At 40.7% G+C, this 18,243-nt stretch carries 16 protein-coding genes; 11 read left to right on the forward strand and 5 right to left on the reverse strand.

The genetic code is table 11. The features are described from left to right. Positions 1-17: 17 nt before the first annotated feature. The gene (tal, locus tag FTV38_RS06590; protein ID WP_180022000.1) at positions 18-1,007 is read right to left on the reverse strand and encodes a transaldolase; all 990 of its coding nucleotides are present in this window, start codon (positions 1,005-1,007) and stop codon (positions 18-20) included. An 89-nt stretch (positions 1,008-1,096) separates the two neighbouring features. Further along, complete coding sequence (locus FTV38_RS06595; RefSeq protein WP_111884264.1) at positions 1,097-1,987, reverse strand: LysR family transcriptional regulator; 891 nt, start codon at positions 1,985-1,987, stop codon at positions 1,097-1,099. Positions 1,988-2,103: 116 nt separating this feature from the next. Here FTV38_RS06595 and aceI point away from each other — a divergent pair, with 116 nt between their 5' ends. Both aceI and FTV38_RS06605 read left to right on the forward strand, forming a co-directional pair. Then, positions 2,104-2,529, forward strand: coding sequence for a chlorhexidine efflux PACE transporter AceI (aceI, locus tag FTV38_RS06600; protein WP_168377760.1), 426 nt, complete (start codon positions 2,104-2,106; stop codon positions 2,527-2,529). A 204-nt stretch (positions 2,530-2,733) separates the two neighbouring features. Further along, the gene (locus tag FTV38_RS06605) at positions 2,734-3,837 is read left to right on the forward strand and encodes an OmpW family protein (protein ID WP_180007892.1); all 1,104 of its coding nucleotides are present in this window, start codon (positions 2,734-2,736) and stop codon (positions 3,835-3,837) included. Between the two features lie 67 nt (positions 3,838-3,904). Here FTV38_RS06605 and FTV38_RS06610 read toward each other — a convergent pair whose 3' ends face one another. Continuing rightward, the gene (locus tag FTV38_RS06610; protein ID WP_180022001.1) at positions 3,905-5,425 is read right to left on the reverse strand and encodes an acetyl-CoA C-acetyltransferase; all 1,521 of its coding nucleotides are present in this window, start codon (positions 5,423-5,425) and stop codon (positions 3,905-3,907) included. A gap of 241 nt (positions 5,426-5,666) precedes the next feature. Between FTV38_RS06610 and FTV38_RS06615 the strand changes: the two genes are divergently transcribed. The 5 genes from FTV38_RS06615 (at position 5,667) to dnaX (ending at position 12,296) form a co-directional block, all read left to right on the forward strand. Further along, positions 5,667-7,058: a 3-oxoacyl-ACP reductase gene (locus tag FTV38_RS06615; RefSeq protein WP_180022002.1), complete on the forward strand. Its 1,392-nt coding sequence runs from the start codon at positions 5,667-5,669 to the stop codon at positions 7,056-7,058. Positions 7,059-7,191: 133 nt separating this feature from the next. Next, the gene (locus FTV38_RS06620) at positions 7,192-8,046 is read left to right on the forward strand and encodes a MaoC/PaaZ C-terminal domain-containing protein (protein ID WP_180010377.1); all 855 of its coding nucleotides are present in this window, start codon (positions 7,192-7,194) and stop codon (positions 8,044-8,046) included. Between the two features lie 75 nt (positions 8,047-8,121). After that, entirely contained in the window at positions 8,122-9,408 is a 1,287-nt protein-coding gene (locus FTV38_RS06625) for a serine hydrolase (RefSeq protein ID WP_180022003.1), read from the forward strand. A gap of 84 nt (positions 9,409-9,492) precedes the next feature. Then, positions 9,493-9,942, forward strand: coding sequence for a copper resistance protein NlpE N-terminal domain-containing protein (locus tag FTV38_RS06630; protein ID WP_180022004.1), 450 nt, complete (start codon positions 9,493-9,495; stop codon positions 9,940-9,942). Between the two features lie 134 nt (positions 9,943-10,076). Further along, the gene (dnaX, locus tag FTV38_RS06635) at positions 10,077-12,296 is read left to right on the forward strand and encodes a DNA polymerase III subunit gamma/tau (protein ID WP_180022005.1); all 2,220 of its coding nucleotides are present in this window, start codon (positions 10,077-10,079) and stop codon (positions 12,294-12,296) included. Between the two features lie 21 nt (positions 12,297-12,317). Here dnaX and FTV38_RS06640 read toward each other — a convergent pair whose 3' ends face one another. Then, positions 12,318-12,749: a thioesterase family protein gene (locus FTV38_RS06640; protein WP_180022006.1), complete on the reverse strand. Its 432-nt coding sequence runs from the start codon at positions 12,747-12,749 to the stop codon at positions 12,318-12,320. A 36-nt stretch (positions 12,750-12,785) separates the two neighbouring features. Beyond that, positions 12,786-13,946, reverse strand: coding sequence for an iron-containing alcohol dehydrogenase (locus FTV38_RS06645; RefSeq protein ID WP_180022007.1), 1,161 nt, complete (start codon positions 13,944-13,946; stop codon positions 12,786-12,788). A 118-nt stretch (positions 13,947-14,064) separates the two neighbouring features. On the opposite strand from FTV38_RS06645, the gene FTV38_RS06650 reads away from it, so the two are divergent. The 4 genes from FTV38_RS06650 to FTV38_RS06665 are packed head-to-tail and all read left to right on the forward strand — an operon-like array spanning position 14,065 to position 17,829. Beyond that, on the forward strand, positions 14,065-14,580 hold the full coding sequence (locus FTV38_RS06650; RefSeq protein WP_111884272.1) for a low molecular weight protein-tyrosine-phosphatase: 516 nt from the start codon (positions 14,065-14,067) through the stop codon (positions 14,578-14,580). 9 nt (positions 14,581-14,589) lie between these two features. Next, positions 14,590-15,624 carry a UDP-N-acetylmuramate dehydrogenase gene (gene murB / locus FTV38_RS06655; protein WP_180022008.1) on the forward strand — a complete coding sequence of 345 codons (1,035 nt, stop codon included), beginning with the start codon at positions 14,590-14,592 and terminating at the stop codon, positions 15,622-15,624. A gap of 22 nt (positions 15,625-15,646) precedes the next feature. Continuing rightward, positions 15,647-16,786 (forward strand): YdcF family protein, encoded by a 1,140-nt coding sequence (locus FTV38_RS06660; protein ID WP_168377748.1) that lies wholly within the window; start codon positions 15,647-15,649, stop codon positions 16,784-16,786. Then, positions 16,786-17,829, forward strand: coding sequence for an alpha/beta hydrolase (locus FTV38_RS06665; protein WP_168377747.1), 1,044 nt, complete (start codon positions 16,786-16,788; stop codon positions 17,827-17,829). The genes FTV38_RS06660 and FTV38_RS06665 overlap by 1 nt, the downstream gene beginning before the upstream one ends. The last annotated feature ends 414 nt before the right edge of the window (positions 17,830-18,243 follow it).

The following is an 18,243-nucleotide window of genomic DNA, read 5'->3' on the forward strand; positions in this document are numbered from 1 at the left end:
AACTGAAAATTTCTAATTTATGCTTTTATTTCAGCATCTAAGCCAAAAGTTTGACGCAGTAAGCTACTTAATTGCTCACGGGCTTTAATAAAGCCATCAATACCGCCTTGTAATAGTTGGAAAGACATTAAGTCTTTTTCAACTTCAGCTTTGAAAGTTTGCTTGTCGAGCACTTGTACATCGTGTTGACAGTGTGCATGCGCATGATGATTAGACAATTGCACTTCCACGGTACGCTGATCTTTTTCCAGTTCTGCCAATAAATTCGGTGAAACCGTCAATAAATCACAACCTGCTAAGCCGAGCACTTGATCAATACTACGGAAGCTAGCACCCATAATTTCAGTTTTGATGTCATGTTGTTTATAGTAGTGGTAAATCTGCTTAACTGATAACACGCCTGGATCTTTCTCAATCGGGTAGCTATCCACATTTTCAGCTTTTTTGTACCAATCTAAAATACGGCCGACAAATGGCGAAATCAGCGTGACTTGAGCATCTGCACAGGCTTGAGCTTGATGTAAGCCAAACAATAAAGTCAGATTACAGTGAATGCCTTCAGCTTCAAGGGCTTTAGCGGCTTGAATGCCTTCCCACGTTGAGGCAATTTTAATTAAGATACGATTTTGATCGATACCATACTGTGCATATAAAGCCAATAACTCTTTAGCTTTTGCAATGGTGGCATCAGTATCATAGGACAAGGCTGCATCGACTTCAGTAGAGACACGTCCTTCGATCAATTTTAAAATTTCTACACCAAATTTGACCGTAAGAATATCGATGGTGCGCTCAACCAGCTCATCATTTTGATAACCTTCTTTACACGCTTGTTCAAAAGCACTTTCAATCAGTTCTTTATTTTCAGGTTGATTTGCCGCTGCTGTAATTAAAGATGGATTTGTGGTCGCATCCAATGGACGGAATGTATTAATCGCAGCTAAATCACTGCTGTCAGCAACAATCGTTGTTAGGCTTTTTAATTGGTTTAACGCATTTTGAGTCATTTGAAATCTAGTTCTTAATGTTCTTGGTGTACATACTTTTATAACACAATCTGTTTAGAACCCAACCAAAAAACGCCCAATTAGGCAGTCTAAATCGTAGTTTTTCGTGAATTTCGGATGTGATTAATCAAAAAATGAGCAGCCGAGCCCAGTGGTTTTTCACGGTTCCAGACCAAGTCGACGAAATATTCAAATTTGGGTGTGAAATCTTGAAAGCTTAAGATTTTGAGTTGATCTTTGAGCGTCGGATTTTCATTAAACATCTCTAATGGAAGCACACCCCAACCCAGACCTTGAATAATCATCGAACAAGCAGAGTGGTGGTTATCTGTACGCCAACTGTGTTTGGAAAATAACAATTCTGGTTTAATGCTTTTATCACGACTTGCAACCACGATTTGCCGACTTTGCAAAATTTGCTCAAAACTGACTTGCTTAAATTTCGACAGGGCATGTTTTGTCGCAGCAACAGGAACCAATGCTTCACGCTTCAATTCGACAAATTGTTCATAACTCTCAAGCTGTTCACGTTCAAACATAAGAGCAAGCTGCGCTTGACCCTGTAATAACATCTTTTGAGCATCTTCTTGAGGCGCAGAAAAAATATTGATTTGCAAAGATGGAAAATGAGTTTCTAGCAAAGAGATATAGTCGGTCCACTGCGTATGAAGCAGTTCTGATACCACCACGATATTCAGTGATGACTCTAAACCATGACTCAGCGCAATTGCATGCTGTTTCCACTGATTGATTTCTATCAATAATTGTTCAGTTTTTTCATACAGGTTAAGCGCTTGAGCTGTGGGCACAGGTTCACGACCAACGCGCTCAAACAGTTTAAGGTTGAGATCAATTTCGAAATTGGCAATGGACATGCTGACCGCTGAAGGCACTTTGCCGAGTTGTCTGGCAGCTGCGGAAAATGATCCTGTTTCCATGACTGTTTTAAAAATCATCAGTTGTTCTTGATTAATATTCATGAGCATACAGAAAAATAAAGGAATACAACCTTTCAATAATATTGAAAGAAACTAACTCGATTAATCAATAATATAAAAATAAAATAAGTTTTTTACAAATGATAGAGTGTTTCAAAATGACGATTTCCAAGAGAAGGATTATTCATGCGCTAAGCTATGAGATCATCCTATTGGTGATCATTGCTATTGCGTTAAGTTTTATTTTTAAAGTTCCGATGGAGGTGACAGGTACGCTAGGTATTGCGATGGCGGTGACTTCTGTGATTTGGAACATGATTTTTAATCATTATTTTGAAAAATTTGAAGCAAAAAGAAAGTTAAAAAGAACCTTTGGTGTACGTGTTTTACATGCGATTGGATTTGAAGGCGGCTTAATGCTTGCAACCATCCCAATGGTGGCTTATGCCATGCATATGACCTTATGGCAGGCGATTTTGCTCGATTTTAGTATGACCATGTGCATTTTAGTCTACACATTTATTTTCCAATGGTGCTATGACCAGATCGAGGCGCACTTGGGCTACCAACCACAATATCGTTAAATTTCAATAAGAAAATCACATTGGCCTGTACTGATAAATACAGGCCTTTTTTGCATCAAAATAGTGCAATATTTAACAAATAATAATATATAAAAACATAAACTAACTATAAAAAGTTAGAATAATTACATAACTTTTAAATATAAGAACAAAGAATGTTTTTATAAATTAATTAAAAAAATATGCAAAACAAGGAGTTAGCATATGAAATTGATAAAAATTGTCACACCTGTTGTTTTACTTGGGCTTACACAATTTACATTTGCAGATGGTAACTTTAAGCGCTTTTCTGTATCTGCAGGTTGGTTACACGTGATGCCGCAAGGAAAGGCGAATCCTTTTAACATTAATACTTCTGTGGCAAATGGGACACAGGCCAAAGTTGGAAGCATTAGTGAAGAGGGTTTTTTACAAGCAATTGACCCAAATGCAACGATTCAAGACGGTGATAACACAGTAAATTTAAAGGAGACTTTAGGAACATTATTAGAAGATAGTTTTATTAATGGACTCATGACAGATGGCAAAGGCAATATCAAACCAGATATTGCAGGGACATCGACATTATATGGATTGGAAAATTGGTCAGCAGGAGGCACTGGTCTAGAAGCAGAGGATGTTGATACTTTAGGTTTGATGGTCAATTATTATATCAATGACAACGTATCCTTACAGATGATTGGCGGTATTCCTCCCAAAGTGGATATTCAAGGGAAAGGGATGATTACGGCACCTTTATCTGGCAATGCAATGCCGGGAGGTCTTGCTGGTTTGCTGTTTCCGGACGGTTTACCTTTGGATTATGATGTACCAATTACCAATCTGGATGCTTATGGTAAAGCAGCAACAGCGCGTGCTTGGACGCCAGCATTTCAAGCTCAGTATCAATTTGGAAAATCGGGCGTGAATAAATTCAGACCTTATGTAGGTGCAGGGATTATGTATGCGTATTTTAATGATATTGAACTCAATAAAGGTATTGAATCTGACTTAATTGCTGCAGGGCATATGATTCAAAATATTAAGGATAATCTTGCAGGTGCTGCATTAGACGGTAAAGAATCATCAGGTAAAATGGTGGTCGATGTCGATGCGGATGATGCGATTGCTCCAATTGTCACACTCGGTTTTACCTATGACTTCACCCCAAATTGGTTTACAGCAGCTTCAGTGTCTTATGCAAAGTTAAATAATAAGACCAAGATCGATGTGATTAACCAAACGACCGGTGAACAGTTAATTCATGCAACGACAAAGATCGATATTGATCCCATCATTACTTATTTAGGTGTCGGTTATCGTTTCTAAAAATTATGAAATCTCTGAAATAAAAAACCGCTCATAAGAGCGGTTTTTTGCTTTAAAGCATAAAGGATTATTTTTCAATAATCGCTGTTACGCCTTGACCACCCGCAGCACAAATTGATACGAGTACACGGCCTGAACCTTTTTGGTTCAATAGTTTTGCAGCAGTTGCAATAATACGACCACCAGTTGCAGCAAATGGGTGGCCTGCAGCAAGAGATGAACCTTTCACGTTCAATTTAGAACGATCAATTGAACCCAATGGTGCATCTAAGCCTAAACGTTCTTTACAGAATTTAGGATCTTCCCAAGCTTTCAGTGTAGACAATACTTGAGATGCAAACGCTTCATGAATTTCATAGTAATCGAAATCTTGTAGCGTAATACCTGCACGTTCTAGCATACGAGGTACTGCATACGCTGGCGCCATCAATAAGCCTTCTTTTTTCTCTACAAAGTCAACCGCCGCTGTTTCTTGGAAAGTTAAATAAGCAAGAACTTCGTGACCGTTTGCTTTTGCCCATTCTTCTGATGCAAGAAGGACACATGACGCACCATCAGTCAGTGGAGTCGAGTTACCCGCAGTCATCGTACGTGCATCGCCTTTTCCAAACGCTGGTTTTAACTTCGCAAGTTTTTCTACTGATGAGTCTGCACGTAAGTTGTTGTCACGCTCTAAACCAAGGAATGGCGTAATAAGGTCATCGAAGAAACCTTCTTCATAAGCAGCTGCCATTTTTTGATGCGAAGATGCAGCAAGTTCATCTTGCGCTTCACGAGAGATACCCCATTCAAGCGTTGTAATTGCTTGATGGTCACCCATAGAAAGACCTGTACGTGGTTCACCGTTCTTCGGTGCATCCATCAAATCTTTAACATTAATTTTAGTTAATGCTTTTAGGCGGTCTTTACCTGTTTTAGCAATATTCAATTCAAGTAAAGCTTTACGTAAGCCATCACCAAAAGCGATCGGTGCATCAGAGGTTGTATCTACACCACCAGCAACACCCACTTCGATTTGACCCAATGCGATTTTGTTAGCAACCAAGAAAGCTGCTTGTAAACCAGTACCACATGCTTGTTGAATATCGTAAGCAGGTGTTTCAGGAGCAAGTTCGGTATTGAGTACACACTCACGGGTCATGTTAAAGTCACGACTATGTTTTAACACGGCACCAGCAACAACTTCACCAAGGCGTTGACCTTGAAGGTTGAAACGTTCAACAAGACCATTTAATGCAGCTGTGAACATATCGCTGTTTGATGCAGTGAAGTAAGCGCCGTTAGAACGAGCGAAAGGAATACGATTACCACCGATAATAGCAACGCGGCGAACTGTGTTTTGACTCATGGTATTATCCTGTTGAACAGACGTTTGAGTTGTTGATTTTAAAGCTGTTTTAGGGTTTGAAGCGGGTGTCTTAGTGCGCGTAGATGCACGACGAGGACGGCTCGTTTTAGCGGCATCACTTGTAGACTTGGTTGCTGTGCCCGTACTTTTAGCGCTACGTGGCGTACTCTTTGATGTATTTGACACAGTTTCCGTAGTCGGACTTTCGACTGCTGGATTTTCTTGAGTTGTTTTGCTCATAAGGCTTTTCCAAGCATGTTGATGATCTTCTTGACGGCTACATTAGCATATTCACCAAAGGGGTAAATTGACTAAAATGACATTCGCTAAAGCATTCAGGTCAAGCCATCTGCGGTTTAACTCAAGTATGATTCCATGGAAACTGATGGAACTATTGAAATATAAGTATCTGACATCATCTTGAAGTTAAAGGGATATCTTCAGATCCATCAAAAATTAATCTGTATGAGAGATAATAAACATGACTGATCAATACCAAACATTTGCAAAATCTCCTATTGGTAAATTTGTCATCAAAAATTTAGGTTTACCATCACCGACTTTTTTAGAGCGTTTTGAGTCTGCAACACCTGTAGTTAAAGGTGCGGTTTTATTCGGTGCAGCGCCTGCTTCAACATTATCTGGTGCTATTGCACAAGTCTTGGCAAATATTCATGCCAATAGCTATGCAGGTAATAATGCTGAATTACAACAAGCTGCGGCAAAATCAGGTCTAAACTTAAGCGCATTTAACGAAGGCGATAAAGAGTCTAAGTTTAAAGTTGTGGTATTTGATGCTTCAGGTATTCAAAACTCAGAACAACTGCATGTCTTATATGCATTTTTTAACCCAATCGCGCGTCAAATTCAGGCGTCTGGTCGCGTTGTCGTTGTTGGTACAACACCAGAAACTGCGAAAACTGTGAAACAAGCCATTGCACAACGTGCATTAGAAGGTTTTGTAAAATCAGTCGGTAAAGAGTTTAAGAAAGGGATTGCTGCACAGTTAGTCTATGTGGACGAAGGTGCTGAAGCAAACTTAGAATCTGCATTACGTTTTGTAATTTCACCACGTTCAGCTTATGTATCGGGTCAGGTGATTCGTGTATCTAAAGCAGATGTTGTGGATGTTGATTGGAATAAGCCGCTTGCAGGCAAAACAGCTGTTGTAACAGGTGCAAGCCGTGGTATTGGTGAAGCAATCGCACATGTATTGTCACGTGATGGCGCGCATGTGATTTGTTTAGACGTTCCACAGCAGCAAGCAGATCTTGACCGTGTTGCAGGTGAAATTGGCGGTTCTACGCTCGCGATTGATATTACTGCAAACGATGCCGGTGAAAAAATCAAAGCGGCTGCAGCTGCTCAAGGTGGTTTGGATATCATCGTGCACAATGCAGGGATTACCCGTGACAAAACTTTGGCCAATATGAAACCTGAGCTTTGGGACTTGGTGATTAACATTAACTTGTCTGCGATTGAGCGTGTAAATGATTACCTTCTTGAAAATGATGGCTTCAATGCAAATGGTCGTATTGTGTGCGTATCTTCTATTTCAGGTATCGCAGGTAACTTAGGTCAAACCAATTATGCTGCTTCTAAAGCAGGTGTTGTTGGTGTGGTTAAATTTACTGCTCCATTATTGAAAAATGGCGTAACCATTAATGCTGTTGCTCCAGGCTTCATTGAAACGCAAATGACTGCTGCGATTCCATTTGCAATCCGTGAAGCAGGTCGTCGTATGAACTCGATGAGTCAAGGTGGTTTACCTGTAGACGTTGCTGAAACGATTGCGATGTTTGCTTCAACGGCATCGACAGGCTTGAACGGTAATGTGGTACGTGTGTGTGGTCAAAGCTTGTTAGGGGCTTAATTAATCCCTCCCGACCTCCCTTTGAAAAAGAGAGGAGAAGTCCCCCTTTATCAAAGGGGGATGAGGGGGATTTAAAATATCCTTCTTTAAAAGGAAGGGAACTTTATAAAGATAAAACTTCCAAAGGTTTAGTATGAATACTCGCCATTTTAGTCAACTTCCAAAACCTTATTTAGCCTATCCAAAAGTGATTCAAGGCTTGATTTTTAAAAAGCCTAAAGCTGAAAAAGTGCTGCCGCAAGTTGAATATGTGGTGGATTCATTTAAGGTCGATCAAAAGCATTTAAAAGCCTATAACGAAGTGTGTGGCTTTAAAAACAATGGTTATATCCCAGCGATTTATTTGGCTGTGCTTTCTCAAAGTTTGCAAATGCATATGATGACCACGGAAGCTTTTCCTTTTGCGATCTTAGGTTTGGTACATATTCGTAACCAAGTGAAGCAATATCGCAAAGTCGGTGTGAATGAAACACTGTCATTGTCATGCAAATTTGGTGAATTACAGCCACATGATAAAGGCGTGCAATTTGACTTTATTACCACTGCAAAAGTGGGCGATGAAGTGGTTGTAGAATCATTAACCACGTATTTAGCACGTCAAAAAACAGAGAACAAAGCTGCGGCAAAATCTACCGAAACAAAGCCAGCAGAGTTGCAAGTTCAAGCTGAATGGAATGTTTCTGAAAATACCGGTCGCCGTTATGCGTTGACTTCTGGTGACTTTAACTTAATTCATATTCATGCTGTAACAGCAAAAGCGTTTGGTTTTAAACAAGCCATTGCACATGGTATGTGGAGTAAAGCCAAAGCTTTGTCGAGCTTAACTTTGCCAGATGCCTATGAAGCAGATGTATGGTTTAAATTACCAATGTACTTACCTTCTCAAGTTGAGTTCCTTACTGCACAAACGGGTAAAGATACAGAGTTTGCCATTCGAAATAGTAAGAACAAAAAACCGCATGTCGCGGGAAATGTGAAGGCACTTTAAGACTTAAGCCTAAATCGATATCGGTTTAGGCTTTTTTGTTTTAATCTCAAGCGATTCATATTCAAAGGAATGATGATGCAGGCGCTCAAAGAATATCTATTTGCACAGAAGAATAATTATCAAGGTACAGTCGACGAGGCGTTTCAAGATTTGGCGGCGCAATTTAGCCGGATGCAGGATGCTCGAAGCCACTTAGGCGGAGCAGCCTTAGTGGTATATTTTAAAGGTCAAAAAGTCGTAGATATTTGGACTGGTAAAAAGTCAGCCGAAGAAGCTTGGCAGGCCAATACACCCTCGGTCTGTTATTCCTCGGGTAAAGGTGTACTTGCAACGCTTGCACATATTTTAGTGAGCGAAGGCTTTCTTGATTACGATACTCCCGTTGCAGCATATTGGCCGGAGTTTGCTCAAAATGGCAAGTCGGATATCACATTAAGGCACATGCTGAGTCACCAAAGTGGTTTATACGATATCCGTAATATCATTGAAACGGCATCTGAAATGGCAGATTGGCCACATATGCTTAATGTCATCGAACAAGCTAAGCCACGTTTTGAGCCGACGACTGATGCGGCATATCAACCTTTAACCTTCGGTTGGCAAGTGGGTGGTATACTTGAAAAGGCCACAGGTCGACCGCTTGCTGAATTGATGCAACACTATTTGGTTGAGCCTTTGGCATTGGATCATGCATTTTTTGGCGTACCAGAGCATCAACTTAGTGAGGTTGCTCGCTTGATTCCGAAAAAGAAACAAGTAGAACGTGCTGTAGATACATCTGCACAAGAAAATACCCAAGCGCAGACAACGAAAAAAAAGACAGAGACACGAAAACCGTCAATCTTTGATCAGCTTCTGCAACTTTCTGGACAAAATTTGCAAGACTTTCAAGATGGTATGATTCCTAAAGGAATGCGCAAGTTCTCATTTTTTAGTGATGAGGGTTTACAAGCCATTATACCTGCGGCTACTGGTGTATTTAGTGCCAATAGTTTAGCGAAAATCTATGCAATGCTGGCTAACCAAGGGCAGTGGCAGGGACAGACCTTAATCACGCCACAAGTTTTTGAATCTTTAAGTAAAATTCAATATAAAAAACGTGATCGTATTATGCCTTTACCGATGAATTGGCGTTTGGGATATCATCGAATTTTAACTTTAGGCAAATCTAGTCAAGGTTTTGGACATATTGGTTTTAATGGTTCTGGGGCCTGGTGCGATCCGCAGCGTTATTTAAGTTTTGCATATACACATAACTTTGCGACGGGTTCAATCACCGGCGATTATCGCTTATGGGGCTTAACTCAAGAAACGCTTCGCTGTGCAGACAAAGCACTTAAAGGACGTAAGGGCTGGCTTTAAGATACTTCGGGATAGAACAGAAATTGGGGAAATGTGAAAAATATGCTATTTTCCCACGCAGTTTTAGATTGCTGTGATATCCCTATGAAAAAAGTTGTTTTGATTCCCTTAGTAGCAACGTCGGCAATGTTGGGTTGTCAGGATTCAACTCAAACGAAAGCAAAAGAGATAGAAGCGATTACTGCCGAAAAACAGCAAGCTGCATGGGTCGGTGATTTTAAAGGTACCACGCCGTGTATGGGCTGTATTTCTCGTTGTGAAGATTGTCCTGGCATGGCTGTGGCTCTAGAGCTACATGAAGACCAAACCTATACGCTCACTCGTGAAAGTCTAAGTGGTCATAACGAAGTAGAAGTGCTAAAAGGTGTAATTCGTTTTAAAGATGAATCAAAGCAGCAGCTTGAACTTATGAATGTGCAAACGCGCAATCTATTGTATGTAGATTTGGAGCAGCAATTGCTAGAAATTCGTGAAGACCAGACGGCGAAACGCTATCAAATGCAGAGTGATTTCCTTTTAAATAAATCAGTTTAAGCATTCGTAATTTATATTAAATTTACCTGATCATTGTGATAGCTCAAGATCGGACTTTTATTGTCCAAACTCTGCCATTTATTTCACTATTAGACAAAAAAACAGTATGCTTACACCTGTAAAAAGGAGCATACATGTATCAAGTACTTGCACGAAAATACCGTCCACGAAATTTCATTGAACTCGTGGGGCAAAACCATGTGTCACGCGCACTTACCAGTGCCTTAGAACGTGGTCGGTTACATCATGCGTATTTATTTACAGGTACTCGAGGCGTGGGTAAAACTACCATTGCCCGTATTTTGGCAAAATGTCTGAACTGTGAAACGGGTGTAACATCAACCCCGTGTGAAGTCTGCCCAACGTGTAAAGCAGTAAATGAAGGCCGTTTTATTGATTTAATTGAAATCGATGCGGCATCACGGACCAAGGTTGAAGATACCCGAGAACTTCTCGACAATGTTCCTTATGCACCAACCCAAGGTCGCTTCAAAGTTTATCTGATCGATGAAGTGCATATGCTCTCTACGCATTCATTTAATGCGTTATTAAAGACTCTAGAAGAACCGCCAGAGCATGTGAAGTTCTTATTTGCTACTACAGATCCTCAAAAATTACCGATTACTGTCATTTCACGTTGCTTGCAATTTACTTTGCGTCCTTTAGCCGTGGATGAAATCACCACGCATCTGACCGATATTTTACAAAAAGAACAAATTCAAGCGGAGCAAGATGCGATTTGGCAAATTGCTGAATCGGCTCAAGGTTCACTGCGTGATGCATTGTCACTAACTGATCAAGCGATTGCCTATGGTCAGGGTTCAATTCAGCACCAAGATGTTAAAGACATGTTGGGCCTAATTGACCGTACGATCATTTATGATTTGATTTTAGCCATTCATCAAAATCAGCGTGAACGCGTGAGTGCTTTACTCATGCAATTCCGCCAACAAGCACTGGATGTTTCACTGGTATTAGATCAGTTGATTTCGACTTTGCATGAACTGGCATTATTACAATACTTGCCAGACTTAGCGTTGAAATATAGCGCTGAGATCAATCAAAAAATTATGCAATTGTCGCAGTTGATTTCAGCTCAAGATTTGCAGTTGTATTATCAAGTCGCATGCAAAGGTCGGGCAGACTTGCAGTTGGCAGTCACGCAAGAGCAAGGTTTTGAGATGTGTGTGCTGCGTCTATTAGCATTCCGACCATTACAGCCAAACGAAATGTTGGCCTCTGCCGTACAGCAAGAGTCAGCCGCACAGCCACAGCTTGCTCAAAATCAGGCCGAAACAGTTCAGCCGACTCAAACACAGTCTTTGCAGCAACCCAATACCGTTGTTGAGTCTGCTGCACAGGTTGCCACTGTTGAGCAGCCTGAAGCTGTACCCGCTGTAGACACATCGCCAGCTTTCGATGATTTTGATGATTCACATTATGATGACGATGATGGCTATGTTTCTGCACCTGCAGTCGATGAACCTTCATCTGATGATTTTTTAGATGATCCTGAAGAGGATGTGATTAGCCAAACTTCTACAGCATCTACATCAAATGGCACTCTAGATACGCAAGAGGTTGCATCTGTTGAATCTGTAGCGACACAGCAAAATGACACGCTTGTTATGGATGCCGTGGCAGAAGATACATTATTTGATTTAGATCCGACGCCGAGTACTGAAACTGAAGAAGTTGATGTAAGCGCTATAAATTTTGAAGATATTGCACCTTTAGAATCAACAGCTTTAGAGTCAACAAGTACACAGACTGAAACGACTCAGCCACATTTGACAGATGTAGTTGAGCCACAGCATGAGGTGAATGAATCCGTTTCGGGTGCTCAAGGCGACAATGGTTTTGATCTAGCATCACCACAAGTTACGCAAAGTTCAGTTTCTTCGGATGCTGTTCAAACGGGTTCATCCTCTACCTTGATGCCACAAGATATTTTGACTTTACAGCCTCAAACCCTTGAAGGTGAGTGGACGGTCGAAAAGTGGGAGTATTGGTTCCGAAATAGTCAACTTTCACCTGCGGTACAAGAGTTGGCTCAGCATGGCATCATGCGCGGTACGATTGACGGTGAATCGACTTTCCATATTCCAAAGCGATACGAAGCTTTAGTGACTCAATTGCAGCATGTATTGGAACAAGCCATTCATGCACAATGGTCAAAATGTCGTTTCCATATCAGCTTTGAAGATGTCGAAGAAACCACACCGTTTGCTTTACAACATGTCCGCAAGGAAAAAGCCTTTGCACGTGCAAATGAGTTATTACATGCTGAGCCTGTTGTGAAAGACTTACTCAAAAGCTTTGATGGTGAGTTGCAAAATATCCAGCTCAAATAAGTTTCAAGCTGGATATAAAAATTAAAGTAAAAATTGAGTTAAAGCATCTCGCATATCTTCGGGTATCGAGGTGCTTTTTCGTGTTTGGCGGTCAACAAATACATGCACGAAATGTCCTTGAGCTGCAGCCTCATTTTGTCCTTGTTTAAAAATGGCTAAGTCATAGCGCAGTGAAGAATTACCAATTTTTTCAATCGCAACTCCAACTTCAATGATTTCTGGATAGGACAGTTCTTGTAAAAAGCTGCAGGCTGAATCGACCACTAAACCAATGATCGGGGTATTTCGCAAATCAAAACCGGCATGTTGAATCAATAGCGCATTTGCAGCGGTATCAAAATAGCTGTAATAAGTGACATTATTGACATGGCCATACATATCGTTGTCTGCCCAACGCGTTTGGATTGGAAATAAAAAACGATAGTTTTGGCGGTGTTTAGTTTCAGGTTTCATCGTTGGTATTTTCTTTATTTCAAAAATGAGTGAACTTTAGGCATAAATTGATTGGTAAATCTGGCGAGCGTCTTCAAACTGCAGTTCTCGCGGATTATTTTGTAATAGTCGTGTTTGTAATAGCGCATCTTCTGCTAAACGATCGAGCATATTTTCAGGCACATTGAGTTGACTGAGTTTAAGCACCAAACCGCTCTGATCTAAATGATTTTGCATATGATCAATAAATAAATCACATAAACCATCGGTACAGCCCGTACTGTATGGGTCTAGCCAACTCATAAGTTCTGCATAATGCTGCTTGGCCTGAGGTGCATTAAACTTTAACACTTCAGCGAGAACCAGTGCATTGGTATGACCATGCGAGAGATGAAAGTGTCCACCGAGTGGATAGGCGAGTGCATGCACCGCTGCAACTGGTGCATTAGCAAAGGCCTGACCTGCAAGCATTGAACCGACTAGCATGTGCTGACGCGCTTCGAGGTTATGTCCATCTTGTAAAACCAGTGCTAAGTTTTTATTTAATAAACGCAAAGCTTGTTTGGCGAGCATATCCGCATACGGATTTTTTTTAATTTTTGACGTATAGGCTTCAATGGCATGCACCATGGCATCGATACCTGTCGCTGCGGTAATATGTGCGGGAAGATTTAATGTAAAGTTCGCATCGAGGATACAGACATCGGCATACAGTACAGGGGAGACGATACCTGTTTTGGTGGTTTCACCTGTAGTGACGATAGAGATTGGTGTGACTTCAGAGCCGGTCCCTGCCGTTGTCGGAATCAAAATGAGCGGTAAGCGTGGTCGTTTTGCATTAGCTACACCATATAAATCACTGATCTGCTGTGTTTGCTTAGGATGAGCCAAGATCGCAATAATTTTAGCTACATCCATTGAACTGCCACCGCCAAAACCAATAATCAAATCCACTTTTTCATTCTTGGCAAATTGAACTGCATCTAAAACTATATGTTCTGCAGGGTCAGCTTGAATACTGGAATAAATCACATAATCTTGATGGATACTTTCTAAAATATCCAAAATGGGTAAATGTAATTGTTGTTGCAACATACCGGGGTCGGTCACAAGCATAACACGCTTGGCTTGAAAGTCGCCTAGGACCTCTCTCAGTTGGGAAATAGAGCCTAAGCCTGAAATAATATTGCTGACGGTTTGAAACTGAAATTGACTCATTGGCTTATCCCTAATTTTTTATATCCAAATAAACATTATTCTTGAGTGTTGATATAGGATTCATCCTGTAAATAACTTAACATAAGACGCTTGAAATAAAAGTAGTCTTGAGGTTGTTATGTCATCCAGCACGCCATATAAGGTGTTGTGTGTTTGTTTAGGAAATATTTGCCGTTCACCTACGGCTGAAGTGGTTCTCAGACATTTTTGTGATGAAGCGCAACTCAATATTCACGTCGACTCTGCGGGTACGAGCAATTATCATCCGGGCAAAGCGCCTGATCTTCGTAGCCAACAGCATGCAAAATTACGAGGCTATAACTTATCTGCATTACGCGCACGTCAGTTAACGGTTCATGATTTTATTGAATTTGATTTGATTTTGGCCATGGACTACGAAAATTTAGACAATATTCAAAACCTCATGCAAAAGGCGCAGCAACAATTCGGTCAACTACGTGCCCAAGTGTCTTTGATGAGTCAACATGATCACCAATATCCGCAACAAGAAGTACCAGATCCGTACTATGGTGGTGATGCAGGGTTTGAACATGTATTAGATCAATGCGAATCTAGCAGTCAGGCTTGGGTCAATTATTTAAAAACTCAGTTACAAGCACAGCAAAAAAATTAAGGTTTAAGAATGCAAATTCAAACACAGGTTCAGCTTAAGCCATTTAATACATTAAGCCTCGATGCTGTTGCATCTCATTATGTACGTGTTCAATCTGTCGAAGATATCCAAGCAGCGCTCGACTTTGCCAAAGCTGAGCAATTAAATGTATTGGTGCTTTCAGGGGGCAGTAATATGCTGTTGCCTGAGCAAATACATGCTTTAGTGATGCACATGGATATTCAAGGTATTGAATATGTACAAGACGATGCCGCAACCCAAACTTTAAAAGTGGGTGCAGGGCAAGTGTGGCATGACTTTGTACTTTGGACGACGACACACCAGTTTTATGGCTTACAAAATTTAGCATTGATACCCGGTTTAGTCGGTGCTTCACCTGTGCAAAATATTGGAGCTTATGGTGTTGAGGCGGGTGAATTTATTGAATCTGTGCAGGTCTATGACCGAGTAACAGAACAGCAAAGTAGTATTAGCGCTGCCGATTGTCATTTTTCATATCGCCATAGTATTTTTAAAGATGAGCCAGAGCGTTTTATTATTACGCATGTGACTTTTAAACTTTTAAAACATGCCGATTTAAAATTAAATTATGGTGATTTAAAGCAGGCGGTAGGCGAAGACTTAAGTGCAGAAAACCTACAACAACAAGTCATTCATATCCGTCAAACCAAACTTCCAGATCCGAAAGAATTTCCAAATGTCGGAAGTTTCTTTAAAAATCCTGTGATTAGCCAGCAAGCCTTTGACCAAATTGCGCTGCAATTTCCAAATTTACCCCATTATCCACAACCGAATAATGCGGTAAAACTGGCAGCTGGCTGGTTGATTGATCAAGCGGGTTGGAAAGGGAAATCTGTGGGTTCAGTGGGTATGTTCCATAAGCAAGCTTTGGTGTTGGTCAATTATCAGGACGCCACGCTGCAAGATGTACGTACAACTTACAAAGCTGTACAACATGATGTTTTTGAAAAATTTAATATTGAACTACATCCTGAGCCTGTATTATTTGATACAAATGGCTTGATTCGATCTCACGCAGATTAATAAAAACATAGGTTTTAGATTTATGCATAAAACACATTGGATGGTTCGCTTAGTACAAATTGCCGCAGTGCTATTTGTACTTTTGGGCTGTCTGATGATTTTTATCTATACGCCGTTTTATTCTAAATTGATCGTTAAAAGTTTAAATTATTTCGTTCCTGTAGAAGTCAATCAGCTCGCAGCGCAAAGTCAAAAACTCGGTGCTTTGAGTGATGATGATAATTATGAGCCGGGTTCTGACTTATGGATCGCGCGCCAAGCGTATTTAAAACTCATGGAGCAAGCCATACAGTCTGATGAGCCTCAAGACTTGACCCTTATACAAGCGCGTTATAAGGCTTTACAGCAGCTCATTGAAGAAGAACATGAAAAAGAAATAAGTGATAATCAAAAGGACATACCGAAAGTTCCTTTGCTGAATCCTTCTGCATCCGAGGCGGCATCCTCTGAAGCAATGGCGGAAAATCCTGCTCAAAAAATGAAAGAGCTGCTCGAACTCAATAGTGCGGAAAATAAAGGACTCATGACGCAATATACAGAGTTCTTAAAAACTCATGAAATTGAACAAGCTGCTTCAGAAGCGGAACCGATCGATGATGAAACCTATCTTGATCTAGCCAAAATGAAAGATAAAACCCTGAAGCAGCCAACCGCAGATCCGTATGCGATCGTGGTGTTAGGTGGTGGCTTAACTTTAGATAAAAATGATAAAGATATCGTGGTGAATGACTACACACGACTTCGACTGGAAAAAACACTCGATGTCGAACGCACACATAAGCTACCGATTGTACTGAGTGGTGTGGAAGCACCGTATATGCAAGCTTGGTTAAAGCAATATGATGTCGATGCGAAATTGCTTGAAAACCGGAGTATGAATACTTGCGAAAATTCACGCTTTAGTTCGTTACTTTTACAGAAAAAAGGCGGCGCACCGACGGTTATTTTAATCACCGACCAATATCATATGCCTCGAACACGGCGTTTATTTGCATTAAATGGTATCGAAACCGTTCCTGTTGTTGCACCTATGCCAACGACATTAACCACATGGCGACCAAGTGAAAAAAATTATGACCATAGTCGTCGTGCCAATTATGAATTATTAGCTACCTTACGTGACGTTTGGTTTGGCTCAAGTGACTGTCGGGAGGTCCCATAATGTCAGATATCCCATTTCTTAATCCTTCGATCCTTAAACAATTAGATCTTCCTGTTCCAAGTCGAGAATTAACCCCACAATTATTAGAACCGCTAAATTTAAATCGGCCGTTTGAGCCTAGTGTCGAAATACAATCTTATCGACGACTCTACGGCTTAGATGCCTTGAACTGCGAACATTGGCAAGGCTATGTAGAAATGCCTTTGTTCAAACTACATGTACAAGTGTTTCAACCGAAACTAAAGGCTGAAACAGATGTCATTAAAGGCACTGTATTTTTATTACATGGTTATTTAGAGCATAGTGGAATATATCAGCCGATTATTCGTGAGCTCTTAGATCAAGGTTTTAGTGTTTTGACCTATGATTTACCGGGGCATGGTCTAAGCAATGGCTCGCCAGCCAGTATTCAAAACTTTGACCATTACCAACAAGTTTTGGAAGCGGTATATCGTTATGTGAAACATGCAGCTCAATTACCGACACCGTGGTTAGGGATTGGGCAGAGTACGGGTGGTGCGATTTGGCTGCATCATCTGTTAGATTTTGCTGAACATCGCAAAAACCCTTATGTCGAACGGGTTTTATTATTATCTCCGCTGATTCGTCCTGCAAAAACGGCATGGTGGCATAACTCGGTTGGATTAGGCATTATTCGTCGTATTAAACGTGAAGTGCCACGTCATTTTAGACGGAATAATCACAACCCTGAGTTTTTACGTTTTGTACGTTTAAAGGATCCTCTACAACCTCGAATGATGGGGATGGATTGGATTTTGGCCATGTCAAAATGGATGCAGGAAATGGAAGAACGACCTGCGTGTCGTATTCCAGTGTGGTTAGCTCAAGGCGCACAGGATCAAACGGTGGATTGGCGTTATAACATTGAGTTTATACGTCGTAAATTCCGTTTACAGACGCTTCTCATGCTTGAAGAAGGTTCACATCAGCTGATTAATGAACGTGCCGATATTCGTGCTGCATTAACAGGTTTGATCCCGGCATTCTTGCATGCTCAATCGAATAGTAAGTCTTATTACTAACTGATGTTACGCACTAACATCAGGAGCGTAATTTGATTCAAATAAAAGTACGATACGCGGGAAGTTCATCCGCAAGTGTTTGAGACAGGACTACTTCTAATCAAAAATGTTTTTGCAATACTTTGAATAATTTGACGCTAGTGAACGAGTTTTGTCGGTGAGGTGCATTGCACCGCAAGATGGTTTCCTTGCGAAGCTTTGCTTCTCATTTTGCCTAATGAGAAACATCGTTTCGTAAGAGTACCTCCAGCCGAAGGGTAATCCCTTTATTTAAGCCCTAGATGTAAGACTCCGTCGAATAGGCTTAAAAATTATTTTAAAAATGCGTATTTACTTTTACGCGCGTAACATCAGTTACTAATTGACGATTGAGCACAGCTTACCTTAATCAGTGTGATGGATCTAGACGAAAAA

The sequence above is a fragment of the Acinetobacter sp. YH16044 genome (assembly GCF_013417145.1).
Taxonomy (GTDB): Bacteria; Pseudomonadota; Gammaproteobacteria; order Pseudomonadales; family Moraxellaceae; genus Acinetobacter; species Acinetobacter amyesii.

Bases quoted from the DNA above. Each gene is read 5' to 3' on its own strand.
- FTV38_RS06645 (WP_180022007.1), bottom strand. From the start codon at position 13,946: ATGAGTCAATTTCAGTTTCAAACCGTCAGCAATATTATTTCAGGCTTA.
- FTV38_RS06605 (WP_180007892.1), top strand. From the start codon at position 2,734: ATGAAATTGATAAAAATTGTCACACCTGTTGTTTTACTTGGGCTTACA.
- FTV38_RS06630 (WP_180022004.1), top strand. From the start codon at position 9,493: ATGAAAAAAGTTGTTTTGATTCCCTTAGTAGCAACGTCGGCAATGTTG.
- FTV38_RS06595 (WP_111884264.1), bottom strand. From the start codon at position 1,987: ATGAATATTAATCAAGAACAACTGATGATTTTTAAAACAGTCATGGAA.
- FTV38_RS06620 (WP_180010377.1), top strand. From the start codon at position 7,192: ATGAATACTCGCCATTTTAGTCAACTTCCAAAACCTTATTTAGCCTAT.
- FTV38_RS06640 (WP_180022006.1), bottom strand. From the start codon at position 12,749: ATGAAACCTGAAACTAAACACCGCCAAAACTATCGTTTTTTATTTCCA.
- FTV38_RS06665 (WP_168377747.1), top strand. From the start codon at position 16,786: ATGTCAGATATCCCATTTCTTAATCCTTCGATCCTTAAACAATTAGAT.
- FTV38_RS06615 (WP_180022002.1), top strand. From the start codon at position 5,667: ATGACTGATCAATACCAAACATTTGCAAAATCTCCTATTGGTAAATTT.
- FTV38_RS06650 (WP_111884272.1), top strand. From the start codon at position 14,065: ATGTCATCCAGCACGCCATATAAGGTGTTGTGTGTTTGTTTAGGAAAT.
- dnaX (WP_180022005.1), top strand. From the start codon at position 10,077: ATGTATCAAGTACTTGCACGAAAATACCGTCCACGAAATTTCATTGAA.
- murB (WP_180022008.1), top strand. From the start codon at position 14,590: ATGCAAATTCAAACACAGGTTCAGCTTAAGCCATTTAATACATTAAGC.
- FTV38_RS06660 (WP_168377748.1), top strand. From the start codon at position 15,647: ATGCATAAAACACATTGGATGGTTCGCTTAGTACAAATTGCCGCAGTG.
- tal (WP_180022000.1), bottom strand. From the start codon at position 1,007: ATGACTCAAAATGCGTTAAACCAATTAAAAAGCCTAACAACGATTGTT.
- FTV38_RS06625 (WP_180022003.1), top strand. From the start codon at position 8,122: ATGCAGGCGCTCAAAGAATATCTATTTGCACAGAAGAATAATTATCAA.
- aceI (WP_168377760.1), top strand. From the start codon at position 2,104: ATGACGATTTCCAAGAGAAGGATTATTCATGCGCTAAGCTATGAGATC.
- FTV38_RS06610 (WP_180022001.1), bottom strand. From the start codon at position 5,425: ATGAGCAAAACAACTCAAGAAAATCCAGCAGTCGAAAGTCCGACTACG.